Here is a 15,673-nt window from a genome sequence, read left to right as displayed (position 1 = left end):
CTACGTGGTGGTCCCTCGCGACGAGCAAGTCAACGGGGGAGAGCCGAGATACGGACGCCGAGGAGCACGGTGTCGTCCTCGGGGTGGGCGGGGGCCACGGTGCCGGCGAGGTGCCGCAGGACATCCTCCAGGGGGGTTTCGACGCTCGCCGCGGCCAGGCGGCGTGCGGCCGCGCTCGTGGTCGCGTCGAGATCCTGCCCCCGGTGCTCGACGAGACCATCGGTGTAGAGCAGCAACGTGCTGCCCGGAGCCAGGAGCCGGGTGTGGGTGGTGCGCGGACTCGGCGGCAGGGCGGGGTGCAGGAGAACGTCGTGGGCGTCGAGGATTTCGGCTGGTCCGCGTGCGTCCGCGCGGGCGAGAAGCGGGGGAGGATGGCCGGCATTGGTCCAGGAGAGATGCCAGTGCCCGTCGGAGCGCGGAGTGAGGTGAGCGTGGACCAGAGTCCCGCCGGCTGGCAGGCCCAGTGTCTGGCACGCCTGAACGAGCGCCTCGACGGCCTGGTGCGGGGGCCGGCCGGGGTGGTCGATGTCGGCTTGCCGAAGCATGCTGCGGACCTGCCCCATCAGCGTGGCGGCGTGCATGTCGTGGCCGGTGATGTCGCCGACCGTCACGGCCCACGCGCCGTGCGGTCCGGGCAGCGGGTAGAGGTCGTACCAGTCGCCCCCGACCATGTCCTGGCGCGCCGCCGGCCGGTACAGGGCCGCGGTTTCCAGCCCTGGGACCGGTACGAGATCGGTGAGCATGGCCTGCTGCAACCGCAGGGCGATGGAGACGCGCTCGTCCAGGTACGCGGCACGGTCCACGGCTCGGGCGGTGTAGTCGGCCAGTATGGCCAGCACCGCCCGCTCGGGCGGGTCGACCACGTGCGGAGTGTCCCAGCCGAGCGCCAGCACACCGAGGGCCTCGTCCGTCCCTTGCAGCGGTACGCACACCAAGGCGTGCAGTCCCAGGGCGTCGAAGCCCGCCACGGCCTCGGGCGCGTACCCGTCCGTCATGGTGTGGCGGTTGGCGATCACCACGGTCCGCCGCTCCCGTACGGCCCGGGCCGTCGGCCAGTTCGCGTCGATCCTGTAGGTCTCCGCCGGAGCGGTTCTGATCCCCTCGTCCGGGTCGGGCCCCGCCACTTGCCGCAGCAGACCGTCCTCGCCCACCAGGATCAGCCCCACGTAGGAGGGCTTGAGGTCACCACCGGCGAGCTCGCTCACCCGTGCCCAGACCTCCTCCAGCCCACTCGTGTCGCCCAGATCCTCCGCAGCCCGCAGCAGCAGCTGTGCACGGTTGAGGCGGGTTTCCATCCGGTCGGCCTCCGCCTCGGCGAGAGAGGCCGCCTCGCCCGCGGCCTCCCCGGCGCGCTGTGCCTCGTCGGAGCGCAGGCGCAGCCTCATCTGGGCGCTGCACGCCGCGCCCAGATCACTGAGATCGTGCAGGCCTTCCTCGCTCCAGGTGCGCGGGCCGGCATCGGTGACGGCCAGGACCCCGAGCAGCTCGCCTTCGGGACCGACGAGCGGGACGCCCGCGAAGGCCAGGCCGTCGGCAGTATCGGCTGTCACGGTCAGGGGCCCGCCCAGTTCAGCCGCGCGACGGCAGAGCGCCTCGGCTCGGTCGTCTGCGGACCCGACGGGCCAGGTTTCGGCCGCGGCGGAACCGACGCCCGCGACCCACACCAAGGCGCGGGGTGCAGACAGCAGGCGGGTGGCCAGGCGCGCGAACCGGTTCACCGTCCAACCCCTCACGCACGTGTCTGCCCTCCCGGCAGAGCTCTCGCCCCAGTTTATCGACCGGAGCGCGGTAGCTCGCTTGGAGCGTTCCAGGGGAGACCACTGGCTCCTCACGGCGGACGTCCTACGCACGTCCCCGATTCGGGTTGAACATCATTCTTCCCGAGCGCCACAAGGAGCGCAGGGAGTACCCACCCACGGGGAGGCCGACGGCGCCGCCCGATAGGACGAAGCAGAGGAGGCGCTCATGGACGGGACCGTGCTGCTCGGGGAAGACCACAAGACGGTGGAGAAGCTGTTCGGGCAGTTCGAGAAGGCGGGGGATGAAGCGCACGCCGAGAAGCGCAAGATCGCTGACCCGCCCCATTTCCCGGCTCCCCGCACCTGCCGTCCCACGGGCCGGAGCGCCCCTGGGACGCGGGACCGGACGGGCGCGTGATCATCGACCGGATCTGCGCGAGCGCCCGGCCCTGTTGCGCCCAGGCGGCGTGCTGCTCATGGTGCATTCGGGGTCGTGCGGGTGCGGGTGGACCGTGGACCGGCTGGCCCGGGCGGGGCTGACGAGGTGACGCAGCGAGACCACGTGCCCTGGGGCCCGGTCCTCGTCGAGGTGCCGGCTGAGATCGTCCTCGACGACGGCACTATCGCCATGTCCGAACGGTTCACGGTCGCGGTGTGTGCGTGCCGCCGCCGCACGTACCCGTGCCCCCTGTCCCGGCTGCGGGGTAACAATGCAGGACAGAGGGAGGGGGTGATCATGGCGTGTGCGGGTAGCCGCATGACGTGATCACCCTTGGAGTCGAAGAAGAGTATCTGCTGCTGGATCCGGCCACTGCCGAACCGACTCCACTGGTGGAGGAAGTCCGCCGTTCTGCCGGCCTTGGGTTTCTGGCGGAACAGGGCGAGGTACAGGACGAGTTGCTCCAGGCGCAGATTGAGGTGGCGACTCCCGTTTGCTGGACCCTCGACGAAGTCGGCGGCCACCTGCTCCGACTGCGTCATGCCCTGGCGTCGGCAGCCGCGTCCAACGGCTGCAGGATCGGGGCGACGGGTGCGGCGCCAGTGCGCGGGGCGCGGCCCGTACCGGTCACCCGCAAGGCCAGGTACTTGAGGATGGAGGGCGAGGCACGCCAACTGGTGGATGAGCAGCTGATCTGCGGGATGCACGTCCACGTGGGGATCCCCGACGGGGATACGGGCGTAGCCGTGCTGAACCGCATCAGGGTCTGGTTGCCCCTGCTGCTGGCCATGTCGTCGAACTCGCCTTTGTGGGACGGACAGGACACCGGGTTCGCCAGCTGGCGCACCATCGTCTTCAGCCGCTGGCCCGTCAGTGGGCCGCCGCCGCACTTCGATGGGCTCGCAGATTACGAACGCCGCCTGGAGGCGCTGGTGGCATCGGGAGTGATCGCGGACCGGGGGCAGGTCTACTGGCAGGCGCGGCTGTCCGACCGCTACCCGACCATCGAGGTTCGCTGCCCGGACGTCCAACTGAGAGCCGAAGACGCCGTGATGCTCGCCGGCATGATCCGGGCCTTGGTCACCACGGCGATCGCCGAGGAGAAGGCGGGCATGCCGCCCGTGGCGGAGCATGGTACGGAGGTACTCCAGGCCGCGACGTGGCACGCGGCCCGGTACGGGCTCAACGGCACGCTCGTAGGGCCGGACGGGCGGCCTGTAAGTAGCGGCGACGCCCTGTGCGCTCTCATGCGCCACATCACCCCTGCCCTGGAAGACGCCGGTGACCTCCGCGAAGTCAGCGCTCTGTCGCACCGGCTCCTGCGAGAAGGAACGCCTGCAGACCAACAGCGCCGCGCTTTGGCCGACGGCGGTATGCCGGCGCTGACCGGTCTGATCACAGGTGCTGTGCCGTCCGTTTGAGCGGGAGGACATGGCGGTCGTCGCCTTCCGGAGACCCCCGCGCCGAAGCCACTGCCGCGCCCTCTGCGCGCGTGGCTTCCGAGATGGCGATGGTCACGGCCGCGATCGAGAACGGCGACAAGCTCGTGGCCCCGCACGAGGTCTCCGAGGTCACCGACTCCGGCGGCAACGTCCTGGAGAGCTTCAAGGACCCGAAGTCGCAGCAGGTGATGAGCCCGAAGACCGCCTCGATGGTCCATGACGCGATGCGGACCGTTGCCACGGAGGGCGGAGGCAAGGACGTCCAGATCCCCGGCGTCGTGGCGGGAGCCAAGACCGGTACGGCGCAGCGGGGCGTGAGCAACAGCCTGCCGCCGTTGGCCTGGTACACCACCTACGGAAAGGCCGGCGGGAAGCAGATCGCGATCGCTGTGGTCGTCGAGGGATCGAAGACCGATCGCACGGAGATCGGAGGCGGCAGGCTGGCGGCCCCCGTCGCCAAGAAGATGATGGAGGCCTGGCTGAAGAAGTAGCTGAACTGCCCGCACCGACCTCCGCGCCGACCGGGTTCAGCAGCGTCCGACCCGGATTTGGTTCACGACCTTGGTGGCCGACACGTAGCCGACGGCCATGATCGGACGGCCGGTGTAGGGGCTGTAGCCCGCACCCTGGACTCGGAACCAGCGGTTCGTGCCGTTGGACCACACGCTGTCCACCCAGCAATACATCGTGACAGGCGCACCGCTCCAGATTCCTCCAATGAGCTGTGAGGACGGCGTCGGCCCGGCGTAGGCGTTGGTCAGGCTGTTGGTCTTCGGCCCGGCAGCCTCCGCGGGGGAGGCCACGACGACAGTCATCGCGACGCAGGTCGCGGCGACCGCGATCGCACCTGCACGCCTGCCTATCTGAGCTATGGACATGGTTCATCCTCCTTGCGAGGGGCAACGCGGACGGCTGATCAGCTCCGCGGGCGACTGATTCTTCCGTCGACGGGCCCGTGGGGAAGGGGAGGCGACCCGGCGCGCAGATGCACGAGCGGTGGTGTTACCGGCGTGCGGGTGCAGCGAGTACGGCCTGACACGTTCGTGGGTGCGCTGCTGGAGCAGGGCTACGGGCCGTCCGTTGAACAGGGCTTTGACGGCATCTCAGGCAGAAAGCATCAGGTCGTCACGGAAGCCAGCGCCGCCACCGCCATCGACCGAAGCCGCGCCTGTGCCGCGGCTCGTTCACCTAGGAGCTGTCCGGCCGATCATGTGACCGGCTTGGTTGTGGCTCGTTGGTCTGTGTATGGGGCGGGATCGGCGGGGTGATCTGTCAGATGCCGAGTGGGAACGGATGCGGCCGTTCCTGCCGGTGAGCAACGGCCGTTGTGGCCGGTGGCGGGACCATCGTCAGGTGATTGACGGAATCCTCCACCGGGTGCGGACCGGGGTGCAGTGGCGTGACTTGCCGGAGCGGTTCGGGCCGTGGAAGACGGTCTACGAGCGCCACCGGCTCTGGTCGGCGGACGGAACGTGGGAGCACTTGCTACAGCGAGTCCAGGCCGCATCGGACGCCGCCGGTGAGATCGACTGGGAGGTCTCGGTCGACTCGACCAGCGTGCGCGCGCATCAGCACGCGGCCGGCGCCCGGAACGAACCGCCACCCGCGCTACCTGCCTCAAGGGGGGCGAAGCGACGGAACACCAGGCCGAGCCGCCATGGCAGAGCCTCCTCGCCCGCTTGGCGGAGGTGGTGCACGAGGTGAGGGACTGGGCCGCTCGCGGGGCGGCTTCACAAGCAAGATCCACCTGAGCGCCGACGGGCACTGCCGCCCGCTGTCCCTTCTCATCACCGCAGGCCAGCAAGCCGACAGCCCTCAGTTCGAGCCGGTCCTGGAGAAGATCCGCGTCCCCCGCCTCGGGCCGGGCAGGCCCCGCAAGAAACCCGACAGCGTCGCCGCCGACAAGGCATACAGCAACGGCCCCTGCCGTGAATACCTGCGACGTCACGGCATCCCGCACACGATCCCGGAGAAGACCGACAGCCAGGCCGCCCGCCAGCGCAAAGGCTCACGCGGCGGACGACCACCCGGCTTCGACGAGGACCGTTACAAGAAGCGCAACACCGTCGAGCGGGCCATCAACAAGCTCAAGAACCACCGGGCCGTCGCGAGCCGCTACGACAAGCGCGGCTACGTCTTCCTCGGCACGGTCACTGCTGCCGCACTCGTCGTCTGGCTCCGCACCTGAGGCCGTTTCACAACGCGAACGGCTCATAAGCCAGAGCCCGGTCGACCACCATCGCAGCAGTTGCCTCCTGCCCGTCCTCGGGCCAGAAGATCAGACCGGATACGTAGCCAGTGGGGCAGGCGAGAGCCCTGTCGAGCTGGTCCAGCACCCACGTCATCTCGTCCTCGTCGTACTCAACGTCCATGACCTTCTGCACCAGCGTGATCGCCGTCTCGCGAGTCATCGGCAACTGCCCCACCCTTCATGAGCAGCAGCACCCTACTCACTAACATGATCGGCCGGACAGCTCCTAGCCGGCCTTGGCAACGGGGAGGCCGACCTGACCCGGGAGCTCTACACCGACGCCGTACGCACCGCCCGCCCTAGTCATTGACCTCCAGGGCCCCAGGACGGTTCGCGCGCAGAAGCCCGCTCGCGGTGGCATACACACGTGCTCGCGTGGGAGGGTCCAGGCGGAGAACTTCGGGGTAGGTGGGGAGACCGTCGTCATGTGGTGGGTTCAGTCGGCCGGTTCGATGGCGTTCCTCGTGTACTTCATCCTCGCGATGTTTCGGTACATGGATCCCGCCGTGTCCTTTGGCGATGCGTTGACGCCACGGTGGGTGCAGCGCTTGCAGGCCCGGCGGATCCTGGTCCGGGAGGCGGAGGCGTACCTCCGGGTGAAGGCCCCGGGTGGTCGCGAGTGAGACTTCGGGTCTCGTCGGCTGTGACCCAACGGAAGCCCGGTCACACCTTCGCGGCCAGGCCCTCCTGCGCAAATACGCAGGTGCGTGGTGGGTTACTGGCTGCCTGAAGCACTCGCCCCACCCGCAGCGCGATCACCCACCGTGCCGACGGCCAGGCGGAGCGGTTCGAGCTGGCCGACACGCTGCTCCACGACGGCATTTACGCAGCTGAACCCCTCGACCGGTACGTGTAAGGCCGCAGTGAACCGCTATCCGGCCACCTTCTCGCGGCTTGCCTTCGCGACAGCCAGGCACGGAACGCACAAGCTGCTGGCCCCGACCCCATAACGGCAACAGGGCTGGCGGCTTCTCTGCACTAAAGCGCAACAGCGAGTACAGGTGCCCGACTCCTTCTGATCCAGCCCCAGAAGGATCATTCGTGAGAATCAGCTGGGTCAGGGTTGGCCGCGAGCCAGTCCCGGACCGTCTGCGCGTCCTGGAGTCGGCCGAGGCCAATGAGTACTTCGGCCTGTAGGCGCAAAACCGTAAGCAGAGGCAAGCGGAAAATGCTCTGGTTCGATCTCACGGATATAAGGCGCCGGTAGATCTCCACCGTCTCCACAGTGACGGCAAGGGCTTCCGCCCGACGACCTAGCCGCGACAGCTGTGCCCCGAGGTTGTTCAGGGAGCGGGCGAGGCCGGGTTCATGGGCGGCTGGGTAGGCGGCCGCCAGCCGCCGCCGGATCTCCACCGTCTCCTCAGTGATCGCGAGAGCCTCGACCGGCCGGCCTACGTCCGACAGAGAATTCCCGAGGTTGCTCAGGGTGGACGCGAGGTCGCCTTCATGGGCGGCTGGGTTGGCAGCCGCCAGCCGCCGCCACACCTCCACCGCCTCCTCAGTGATCACAAGGCCCTCGGCCGGCCGGCCTCCGTCCGACAGCTGTGCCCCGAGGTTGTTCAGGGAGCGGGCGAGGCCGGGTTCATGGGCGGCTGGGTAGGCGGCCGCCAGCCGCCGCCACACCTCCACCGCCTCCTCAGTGATCGCGAGAGCCTCGACCGGCCGGCCTACGTCCGACAGAGAATTCCCGAGGTTGCTCAGGGTGAACGCGAGGTCGCCTTCATGGGCGGCTGGGTTGGCAGCCGCCAGCCGCCGCCACACCTCCACCGCCTCCTCAGTGATCACAAGGCCCTCGGCCCGCCGGCCCACCGCCGACAGCTGGACCCCGAGGTTGTTAAGGGCGACCGCGAGGTCGGGTTCGTGGGCGGCTGCGTTAGTGGCCGCCAGCCGCCGCCGGATCTCCACCGCCTCCTCGGTCATCGCAAGGCCCTCGGTCCGCCGGCCCACCTCCCAAAGTTGCTTCCCGAGGTTGTTCAGGGAGCTGGCGAGGTCAGGGTCGTGGGCGGCTGGGTTAGTGGCCGCCAGCCGCCGCCACACCTCCACCACCTCCTCAGTGATCACAAGGCCCTCGGCCCGCCGGCCCACCGCCGACAGCTGTGCCCCGAGGTTGTTAAGGGTGACCGCGAGGTCGGGTTCGTGGGCGGCTGCGTTAGTGGCCGCCAGCCGCCGCCGGATCTCCACCGCCTCCTCGGTCATCGCAAGGCCCTCGGCCCGCCGGCCCACCTCCCAAAGATCCCTTCCGAGGTTGGTAAGGGTGACCGCGAGGTCGGGTTCGTGGGCGGCTGCGTTAGTGGCCGCCAGCCGCCGCTGGATCTCCACCGTCTCCTCGGTCATCGCAAGGGCTTCCGGCCGCCGACCTACCGCCGACAGAAGCATCCCGAGGTTGTTCAGGGAGCGGGCCAGGTCGGGTTCGTGGGCAGGGGCGGTGACGGCGAGGTGTTGCCAGGCTTTGCGGGCGTTCTGTGCGGCTGCGAGTGCGTCGTCGTGAAGCCCGGCGTTGGCAAGGCGGACAGCGAGGTCGTGGTTGGTGCGGGCGTGCGTGAGGGGATCTTGTGTGGCGGCGAGGCGGCGGTGTGCCAGGTGCGAGGTGATGGCGGCGATACCGGCGTCGAGGTCGGTATGTCGACCGGTGGGGAAGCGGGACTCGATGGCTTCCAGCGCGCCGATGTCGACGTGGTCGAGGCTGGCGAGGGCCGCGAGGGCTGCGCTGCCGGCGTGTAGCGCGAGCTCCGGGTGGGCGGTGAGCAGGGGGTAGAGCTGGCCGCTGCCGATGTGGGGCCAGCGCCGGGCGGTTTCGATGAGCACGGTCAGGGTGTCGCGGGTCCAGGGTGCGGGTGCGTCGGTGCCGGCGCGGCCGATGGTGAGACGTTGAGGGAGTTGGAGTGCCCAGTCATCAGTATGTGCTCCAGCGATGGGGTGGGCCGTCCGAGTGGAGCCGGGATCGGTAGGGCTAGGTGGGGTCGTTAGTCCGATGAGGTCTTCGCCGAGGCGGTCCGGGTACAGCGGTTCCAGGACCGTATGGCTGCGGGCCGGCGGGTAGCAGTACTGGTGGTCGTCCAAGAGGGTGTTGGCCGCTGTGTCTGTGTCGGCGAGTCCGGCGCGTTGCAGTGCGTTCCAGCCGTGCGGGTCGCGGGCTATGGGACGGGTGAGAGTTGCGGTCAGCATGAGGCGGCGCATGTCGACCGGCCCCGTGGACAGTTTCCGGGCCGGAGCCGTGTGCAGCTCGCTCCAGTACGCGACTTCGCGTGCAAGGAGGTAGGCGGAGGCGCGCGCCGGGTCGGTGGGGGAAGGGGTGTAGCGAAGGCATGCGTCGACGGCGGCCAGGGCAGCAATGTGGATGGTCAGGATCTGGGCATAGTCCTCGTCGGTTTTCAGATCCGGGGGCGGACCGATGTGCAGCGTTTGATCGACGGGCAGGCCGAGGTGGTCGGCGAAGTGGTCCCGGGCCTGCTGGAACAGTTCGGTGCGTGCCTGTGGGTCGGTGGCCAAGGCCAGCAGTTGGTGGGTGCTGGAGTCTGCGTCGAGATGGTCACCGATCCAGGTGTCCAGACTTTGCCACCAGACTCCGGCCGGGCGGGCCAGCAGCAGCACACGGACCGGGACGCCACTGCCATTCCGGACGGCTTCGCCTAACAACATGCGCAGGTCGCTGGAGGGCCAACGTTCGGCGTAATCGGTCACCAGCAGGATTCCGGTCCCGGCTTCGGGAGTCGGGGCGGCGGTGAGAGGGGTGGTGCCGGCCTCGTTGACGGCCGCCTGCCACACCGTCCAGCCCGCCTGGCGGCTGAGTTCGGCGAAGTGGGCGGCCAAGCGGGTCTTGCCCTGCCCACCGGGACCGTGGACCAGCCGGATGGCGTACTGATCGGCTTCGTCATCGCGCCAGCGCACCAGGGCGTCGAGGTCGGTGCGTCGGCCAGTGAAGGGCACCACCTGATGCCCCGCCCGCAGCAGCCGGGAAGGCCGTGCGATCAGTTCCCGGGCTCGCACGGGACGGGGTAGGGCGGGGAAGCTCTCGATCCGGTAAGCAGGTTTCCCGGGGTGGACGAACTGGACGTGCTGGGTGTTGTGATCACCCACCTGTATGGCGGTCGGTCCGTGGAAGATCCCGCCGGGCACGCCGACCTCGGCGCCGCCAAGGTCGGCATCCGTCACGCTTCGGTACCGAACCGGACGTCCTGCCGGTTGAAGTTCCCGGCCTGAAACGCAGTCGGTCCACTGAACCTGTTACCCGACACCAGCCCACCGTTGACAGCCGACCCCGTCCCCACCTGCTCCAACAACTCCCGCAACTCGTCGGCGGCCCGGAGTCGCTGCTCCTCGTCCAGGTCTTCCAACAGGCTCTCGATCCGAGTCCGCCATACGGTCTCGTGGCGCACCCGAACCAGCTCCGCTGCCGGGTCGGCGGCGGCGGCGGAGAGTTCAACCGCGCTGCCATCCAGCCGCTCGGCCTCGCGGCGCTCCCTTTCAGGGTTTCCACGGCCGAACCATCGAGCCACCCCGGCGCGCAGGCTGTTCCACCCGTCGGTTCCCGCAGCCTGTACCACCGCGGTGCCCCCCGCAGCTGCCAGCACCGTCATCGCCTCATTCAACATTCGACCCCCGGTGCTACTCAGTGACTGCCTACCTATGGATTCCGGACTTGCGACCATAGTCACCCGGCACAAGTCGTACAGCTTCTTTACCCAAGAGATCTGCGACCGAGACCGCCAGATTGCCTCCGCGACTGCACGCATCTACGAGCGGGTGCAGTCAACAAGCCACCTCGCGCACGGGCCGATCTGGGCGGGTGCGCAGGTCAGCACGGGCTGTCTCACGGGCGGCTGGGGCGTGGTCATGATGTTGTTTCCTTCGGGTCAGGTCTACCGGGCAGGAGCATCGTCCTGCCCGGAGGGGGGCCGGTACCCGCCCTGGCGAGGGTGGCGGGGCGGATGGTGCCGGGCCCGTACCGGGCTCGCGCGCGGTCGGTGACGGCCTCGACGGCCAGGGCGCGGTCGTTGGTGGGGTCCAGGCTGAGCTGCTCGGCAGCTTCCGCTGCCGGGCGGAGGTCTTGTGCGCGCAGGTTGATGGTGCGGACGCGGGCCCGCTGGAGGCCCAGGAGGTCGTAGAGCTCGTAGGCGGCGCCGGCGAGTGGGCGGGTATGGGCGGTGGGTTCAGGCAGCGTACGGCTACGGCTGCTGGTGGAGCGGTCGGCGTACTGGATGGTGAGCGCGAGTTGCCCGGCGATCTGCTGCTCGTCGCGGAGCCGGCCGCCGAGTTCCTCGGCGACGGCGAGGAGGGCCCGGCGGTGCTCGACGGGGTCGAGGACGTCGTGATCGAAGTCCCGCTCCGTGCTCATGGACTTCGCGATGGGCTGGGGCTGGACGGTGCGCAGGTCGTGGCCGTGGGCGTGGGCGTGGAGGGAGCGGCCGGTGGCGGCGCCGAAGATCCTGGTGAGGGCGGGCAGGGGTGCGTCGGCGAGGTCGCCGATCGTGTGCAGTCCGTAGGAGCGGAGTTTGGTGGCGGTGGCGGGGCCTACCCCGTGGAGGGCCGCGACGGGGCGCGGCCGCAGCCACGCTTGCACGTTGCCGGCCTCGATGACGGTGGTGCCGCCGGGCGGCGTCGTGGCGGCCGCCATCGTGGCGAGCATGCGGGTGGGGGCGATCGCGCAGGTGGTCTGCACGCCGTGAAGGGCGAGGGTCCGCATGCGCAGGAGCGCGGCGATGCCTTCGGGGTCGCGGTCGAAGTAGCGGAGCGCGCCTGTGATGTCGAGGTGCGCGGCATCGGGCGGGATGGCCTGGACGCGCGGGGTGAGGCCATCGGCGAGCGCGAGGAGCTGCTGGTACAGGTCCGGCCGGGCGCCCGTAGGCATGTGGAAGAAGGCGTGGACGATGAGGCCCGAACTCATGGCGCTCACCCCGCCGAGCCGGGGCTGGTGTAGCCGAGGGATTTGAGATCGGCGGCGCGCGTGCCCGCGGGCTGGAGGTCCGCGTACGGATGCAGCCGAGAACCGCTCAGCCCGTTCGGCAGGGTCCGCGATGGTGCTTGCGCCGGAGTGCGGGCGGGCTCGCTCCGGCCGAGGAGGGCGAGGAGCGCTTCCGGGCCGTGATCGCGACGCGCGGCGGCGAGCTCGTCGAGGTTCCAGACGGCCTGTCCGACGACGGTGCGGCGCGGCCCCCGGGCCTCCACCGTGCCGCGGACCAGGAGGAGCCCGCAGTGGAAGACGGTATGGGCGACGGCGTCGTGGCTGTCGTCGAAAAAGGCGATGTCGCACAAGCCGAGGCCGTCCTCCAGGGTTACGAAGATGACCCTCTTCCCCGAGGGGATCGGCGGAGTCTGGGTGGAGGCGCGGACGCCGGCCACGAGGACCTGCTGCCCGGGGTGCATCGCCTTGAGGTGGGCGGAGTCGGTGGCGCCGATCTCGCGGAGCAGCCGGTGGTGGTGCTCCATCAGGTGCTGGGAGACATCGATCCGCAGCACGCTGAGCTCGGCGTCCAGGGTCTCGCGGCTGGTCATCTCGGGCAGCCCGGACGGCTCGGCGGTTACCAGGTGTCCGTCGAGAGGGAGCTGGCCGTCGGCGGGCCGGGCGGCGGTGTGCCGGTGGAGCTCGGCGGTCTGCAGGAGGAGGTCGCGGCGCGTGAGCGGGCCGCGAAGGCTGTCGAGCGCGCCGATCTGCACGAGGCGCTCGGCGGTGGGCAGCGCGGGCCGCCCGCGCTGCCAGAGATCTTGCAGCCCGTTGTAGGGCTGGCCGGCGGCGATCCGAGCCACCTGCTCCTCGCTGATCCCCTTCACCGTGGACAGCGAGAGCCGTACCGCCCAGGTACCGTCCGCCGTCCGCTCGACGCGGTGGTCGGCCGCGGAGGCGTTGATGTCCACCGGGAGCACGGGCACGCCGTGGCGACGGGCGTCAGAGACGATCACGCGGGCGGGCCACATGCCCGGGTCGTGCTCCAGCAGCCCGGCGTACAGGGCCGCGGGGTGGTGGGCCTTGAGCCACGCGGACTGGAGGGCGGGCACAGCGAAAGCCACGGCATGGGCCCTGCAAAATCCGTACGCCCCGAAGGACTTCACGGTCTCCCACACCTCATCCAGGACGGCGGGGAAGTATCCGCGGGCGCCGGCCTCGCGACGGAACCAGCCCTCCACCCGGAGGAGCCGGTCGGGGTCGGCGAGAGCACGGCGCGCGACTTCGCCGAGCGCGCGGTCGCAGCCGGTCATCACCGCGAAGATGTCGATGATCTGCTCGTGCCAGATGGTCACGCCGTACGTGGAAGCGAGGACGGGTTCCAAATCGGGGTGGGGGAAATGGGGGGCGGCGCCGTGGCGGGCGGCGATGTAGAGGGCGGGCATGCCGCCTTTGACCGGGCCCGGCCTGAAGAGCGAGATGTCGGCGATGACGTCCTGGACGCCGCGCGGCTGGAGCCGGCCGACGAGGTCCTGCTGCCCGGGGCTCTCCAGCTGGAACATCCCAACGGTGTCGCTGGCGCAGATCAGCGCGAAGGCGCCCCGGTCATCCAGCGGCACGTGGTCGGGGTTGTCGAGGTCGAGCTGGCGGCCGGTGGTGCGGCGGATCTCGGCGACGGCGTGCGCCATCGCCGACTGCATCCGCACTCCAAGCACGTCGAGCTTGAGCAAGCCGAGATCTTCGACGTCATGCTTGTCGGCCTGGACCATGGCGTACTGCCCGCCCGGCGTCGGCTGGACCGGCAGCCGGCCCAGCAGCGAGACGTTGGAGATGATCACTCCGCACGGGTGCATGGCGTAGCCGCGCGGCAGCGCGTCCAGCCCCTCGGCGAGCTCCCACAGCGGGCCGTACGACGCGGCCTCGGCGGCGAGGTCCCTGAGCTCGGGGAGCTCGGCGAGGGCGCCGCGGATGTCGCAGGCCCGGATGTGCGGAAAGCTCTTGGCGATCCGGTCCACCGTCTGAGGGGGCAAGCCGAGGGCGAGGCCGGTATCCCGGAGGGCGTGGCGGGCCCGGTAGGTCTCCGGCATCCCGGTCACGGCGGTCCGCTCCGTGCCGAACCGCTCGATGATCCGGTCGTAGACCTCCAGCCGGCGCGCGGACTCCACGTCGAGGTCGATGTCCGGCATCGAAGACCTGCGCACGCTGAGGAACCGCTCGAAGAGCAAGTCGTGTTGAAGGGGGTTGGCCGTCGCGATGAACAGCGAAAAGTTGACCATGCTGCCGGCGCCGGATCCTCGGGCGGCGACCCGGACGCCCATGGCCCGGATGTCCGTGACGACCTGCGCGACCGCCAAAAAGTAGGACTCGTAGCCGAGCTTCCCGATCACGCCGAGCTCGTACTCCAGCTGCCCGAGCGCCCGCTCGTCGCGGTCGAGGCCGCGGGCGAACATCCCGTCGGCGGTGCGGCGGCGCAGCAGCTCCATTGCGCCGCCTGGGCCAGGCCGCGCGCCGACGACGTCCTGCTCGGGGAAGTACGGGCGGCCGCCGATCCCGAGATCGGCCCGCGGGTCCACGACGCAGGCCTCTGCGGTCCGGGTGGTTTCGGCGAGGAGCGCGGCAGCGCGGCCCGCTCCCGCACCGGAAGCCTCGGCGATCCGGTCGGCGGCCTCACCCATCTCCGCGGATCCCTTCAGCCAGCGCTGGCCGCAGTCGAGCCGGCGACGGTCGATGGGACGGAGCAGCCGGGCCGAGTCCAGGACGTCGGCGAGCCTGTGCTGGCCGGGGTCGGCGTAGCGGACCGCGTTGGTCAGGACCGCTGGGACGCCGAGCTGGTCGGCGAGGCCGAGGGTGCGCGCGGCGAGCCGCAGCGAGCCCGGACCCGTACCGGACAGCCCCCACCACACCGCCTCCAGCCGCAGGCCCCCGCAGGCGACCTCGCGCCACGGCGCGATCAGCTGCTCGGCCAGGTCCGGCCGCCCGGCCGACAGCGCCCGCACCGGCTCCGATGACGGCCCCAGCATCACTACCAGGCCCTCGTCCGCGTACTGGCCCAGGGTCTCCCAGGACACCACCGGCGGCCCACCGGCCGCGCCCGCGTGCGTAGCGGAGACCAGGCGGCACAGCCGTGCCCACCCCGCCGCGTGCTGCGCCAGCAAGGTCACCCGCAGCCTCGGCTCCACGACGTGCACGCCACCGCGATCCGGGGTCCGGCGGCGGGCGGCGGCCGGGTGGGGCGGTGTCCAGGGGGCGACTGCGACATCGACGCCGAAGACCGGCCGGATGCCAGCGGCTGCGGCGGCCTTCGCGAAGCGGACGGCGCCGGCGACGGTGTCCCGGTCGGTGAGCGCGAGCGTGCCAATCTCGCGCTCGGCTGCGCGTTGCACCAGCTCAGTGGGGTGCGAGGTGCCGTAGCGGGCTGAGTAGCCGCTAGCGACGTGCAGGTGGACGCCACAGCTCACAGTCCACCTCCAGCCATCGCCTGTTTCAGCCGATCTGGCCGAATCACTCTCGTCTCTCTAACAACGTACCGAACATTTATTCGAACAGACCAGCCGGTTACTCCATCCGCAGCGAGCCGGAGGTGAGTGTGACTGAGCGCGCTACCTGGTTCTGACCGTTGTTCCGTGAGGACACCGCTCAGGTATGTACTTGCGGCCGTGGCGACGTCGTATCTGCTGCGTAGGGGCATCGCTCCCTGGAGAAGGGGCCTGAGATAGTCGGGGTATGGATCCCATGGCACCGGAGTCGGCTGATGAAGCGTTTCTGACGGCTGGGGAGTACGAGGCGGTGCATGCGGCTGTCCGCACCGTGGCTGGGGCCAGGGGATCTGGCTAGCCCCGGACACTCAACGCGCTTCTTGAGCAGTGGAACGAGTTGGTGCACGAGGTGGAGGAAGGTTACGGATGGTCGGCTCCAGAACTC

The 15,673-nt window shown here is 70.0% G+C and carries 11 protein-coding genes and 1 pseudogene; 5 read left to right on the top strand and 7 right to left on the bottom strand.

Going from position 1 to position 15,673, the window contains the following annotated elements; all coding sequences use genetic code 11:
• Positions 1-29: 29 nt before the first annotated feature.
• Positions 30-1,718 carry a PP2C family protein-serine/threonine phosphatase gene (locus ACFYYB_RS26435; protein ID WP_389438037.1) on the bottom strand — a complete coding sequence of 563 codons (1,689 nt, stop codon included), beginning with the start codon at positions 1,716-1,718 and terminating at the stop codon, positions 30-32.
• Positions 1,719-1,965: 247 nt separating this feature from the next.
• Between ACFYYB_RS26435 and ACFYYB_RS26430 the strand changes: the two are divergent.
• The 3 genes and pseudogenes from ACFYYB_RS26430 to ACFYYB_RS26420 form a co-directional block, all read left to right on the top strand.
• Positions 1,966-2,076, top strand: a pseudogene (locus tag ACFYYB_RS26430) (hemerythrin domain-containing protein); the annotation flags it as partial.
• A 425-nt stretch (positions 2,077-2,501) separates the two neighbouring features.
• Positions 2,502-3,599: a glutamate--cysteine ligase gene (locus tag ACFYYB_RS26425; protein ID WP_389438035.1), complete on the top strand. Its 1,098-nt coding sequence runs from the start codon at positions 2,502-2,504 to the stop codon at positions 3,597-3,599.
• Positions 3,600-3,670: 71 nt separating this feature from the next.
• Positions 3,671-4,111: a penicillin-binding transpeptidase domain-containing protein gene (locus ACFYYB_RS26420; RefSeq protein WP_389438034.1), complete on the top strand. Its 441-nt coding sequence runs from the start codon at positions 3,671-3,673 to the stop codon at positions 4,109-4,111.
• 36 nt (positions 4,112-4,147) lie between these two features.
• On the opposite strand, the gene ACFYYB_RS26415 is transcribed toward ACFYYB_RS26420, so the two are convergent.
• On the bottom strand, positions 4,148-4,498 hold the full coding sequence (locus tag ACFYYB_RS26415) for a hypothetical protein (RefSeq protein WP_389438033.1): 351 nt from the start codon (positions 4,496-4,498) through the stop codon (positions 4,148-4,150).
• Between the two features lie 367 nt (positions 4,499-4,865).
• On the opposite strand from ACFYYB_RS26415, the gene ACFYYB_RS26410 reads away from it, so the two are divergent.
• Positions 4,866-5,808 (top strand): IS5 family transposase gene (locus ACFYYB_RS26410; protein WP_389438032.1). Its coding sequence is split into 2 segments (ribosomal slippage): positions 4,866-5,261 and positions 5,263-5,808, totalling 942 coding nucleotides; the frame shifts between segments, so codons are not numbered across the junction.
• A gap of 7 nt (positions 5,809-5,815) precedes the next feature.
• Here the strand turns inward: ACFYYB_RS26410 and ACFYYB_RS26405 are convergent.
• On the bottom strand, positions 5,816-6,031 hold the full coding sequence (locus ACFYYB_RS26405; protein WP_389438031.1) for an e9imm peptide: 216 nt from the start codon (positions 6,029-6,031) through the stop codon (positions 5,816-5,818).
• A gap of 265 nt (positions 6,032-6,296) precedes the next feature.
• On the opposite strand from ACFYYB_RS26405, the gene ACFYYB_RS26400 reads away from it, so the two are divergent.
• Positions 6,297-6,494: a hypothetical protein gene (locus ACFYYB_RS26400; protein WP_389438030.1), complete on the top strand. Its 198-nt coding sequence runs from the start codon at positions 6,297-6,299 to the stop codon at positions 6,492-6,494.
• Positions 6,495-6,906: 412 nt separating this feature from the next.
• Here ACFYYB_RS26400 and ACFYYB_RS26395 read toward each other — a convergent pair whose 3' ends face one another.
• From ACFYYB_RS26395 to ACFYYB_RS26380, 4 genes are all read right to left on the bottom strand, one after another.
• Positions 6,907-10,023 (bottom strand): tetratricopeptide repeat protein, encoded by a 3,117-nt coding sequence (locus ACFYYB_RS26395; protein ID WP_389438029.1) that lies wholly within the window; start codon positions 10,021-10,023, stop codon positions 6,907-6,909.
• Complete coding sequence (locus ACFYYB_RS26390) at positions 10,020-10,448, bottom strand: hypothetical protein (protein ID WP_389438028.1); 429 nt, start codon at positions 10,446-10,448, stop codon at positions 10,020-10,022. Before ACFYYB_RS26390 ends, ACFYYB_RS26395 begins: the two co-directional genes overlap by 4 nt.
• A gap of 254 nt (positions 10,449-10,702) precedes the next feature.
• On the bottom strand, positions 10,703-11,755 hold the full coding sequence (locus tag ACFYYB_RS26385; protein ID WP_389438027.1) for a hypothetical protein: 1,053 nt from the start codon (positions 11,753-11,755) through the stop codon (positions 10,703-10,705).
• Between the two features lie 5 nt (positions 11,756-11,760).
• The gene (locus ACFYYB_RS26380; RefSeq protein WP_389438025.1) at positions 11,761-15,210 is read right to left on the bottom strand and encodes a DNA polymerase III subunit alpha; all 3,450 of its coding nucleotides are present in this window, start codon (positions 15,208-15,210) and stop codon (positions 11,761-11,763) included.
• Between the last annotated feature and the right edge of the window lie 463 nt (positions 15,211-15,673).

Source organism: Streptomyces sp. NPDC002886 (genome assembly GCF_042888445.1).
Taxonomy (GTDB): domain Bacteria; phylum Actinomycetota; class Actinomycetes; order Streptomycetales; family Streptomycetaceae; genus Streptomyces.
This window is presented reverse-complemented; position numbering and strand designations above follow the sequence as displayed.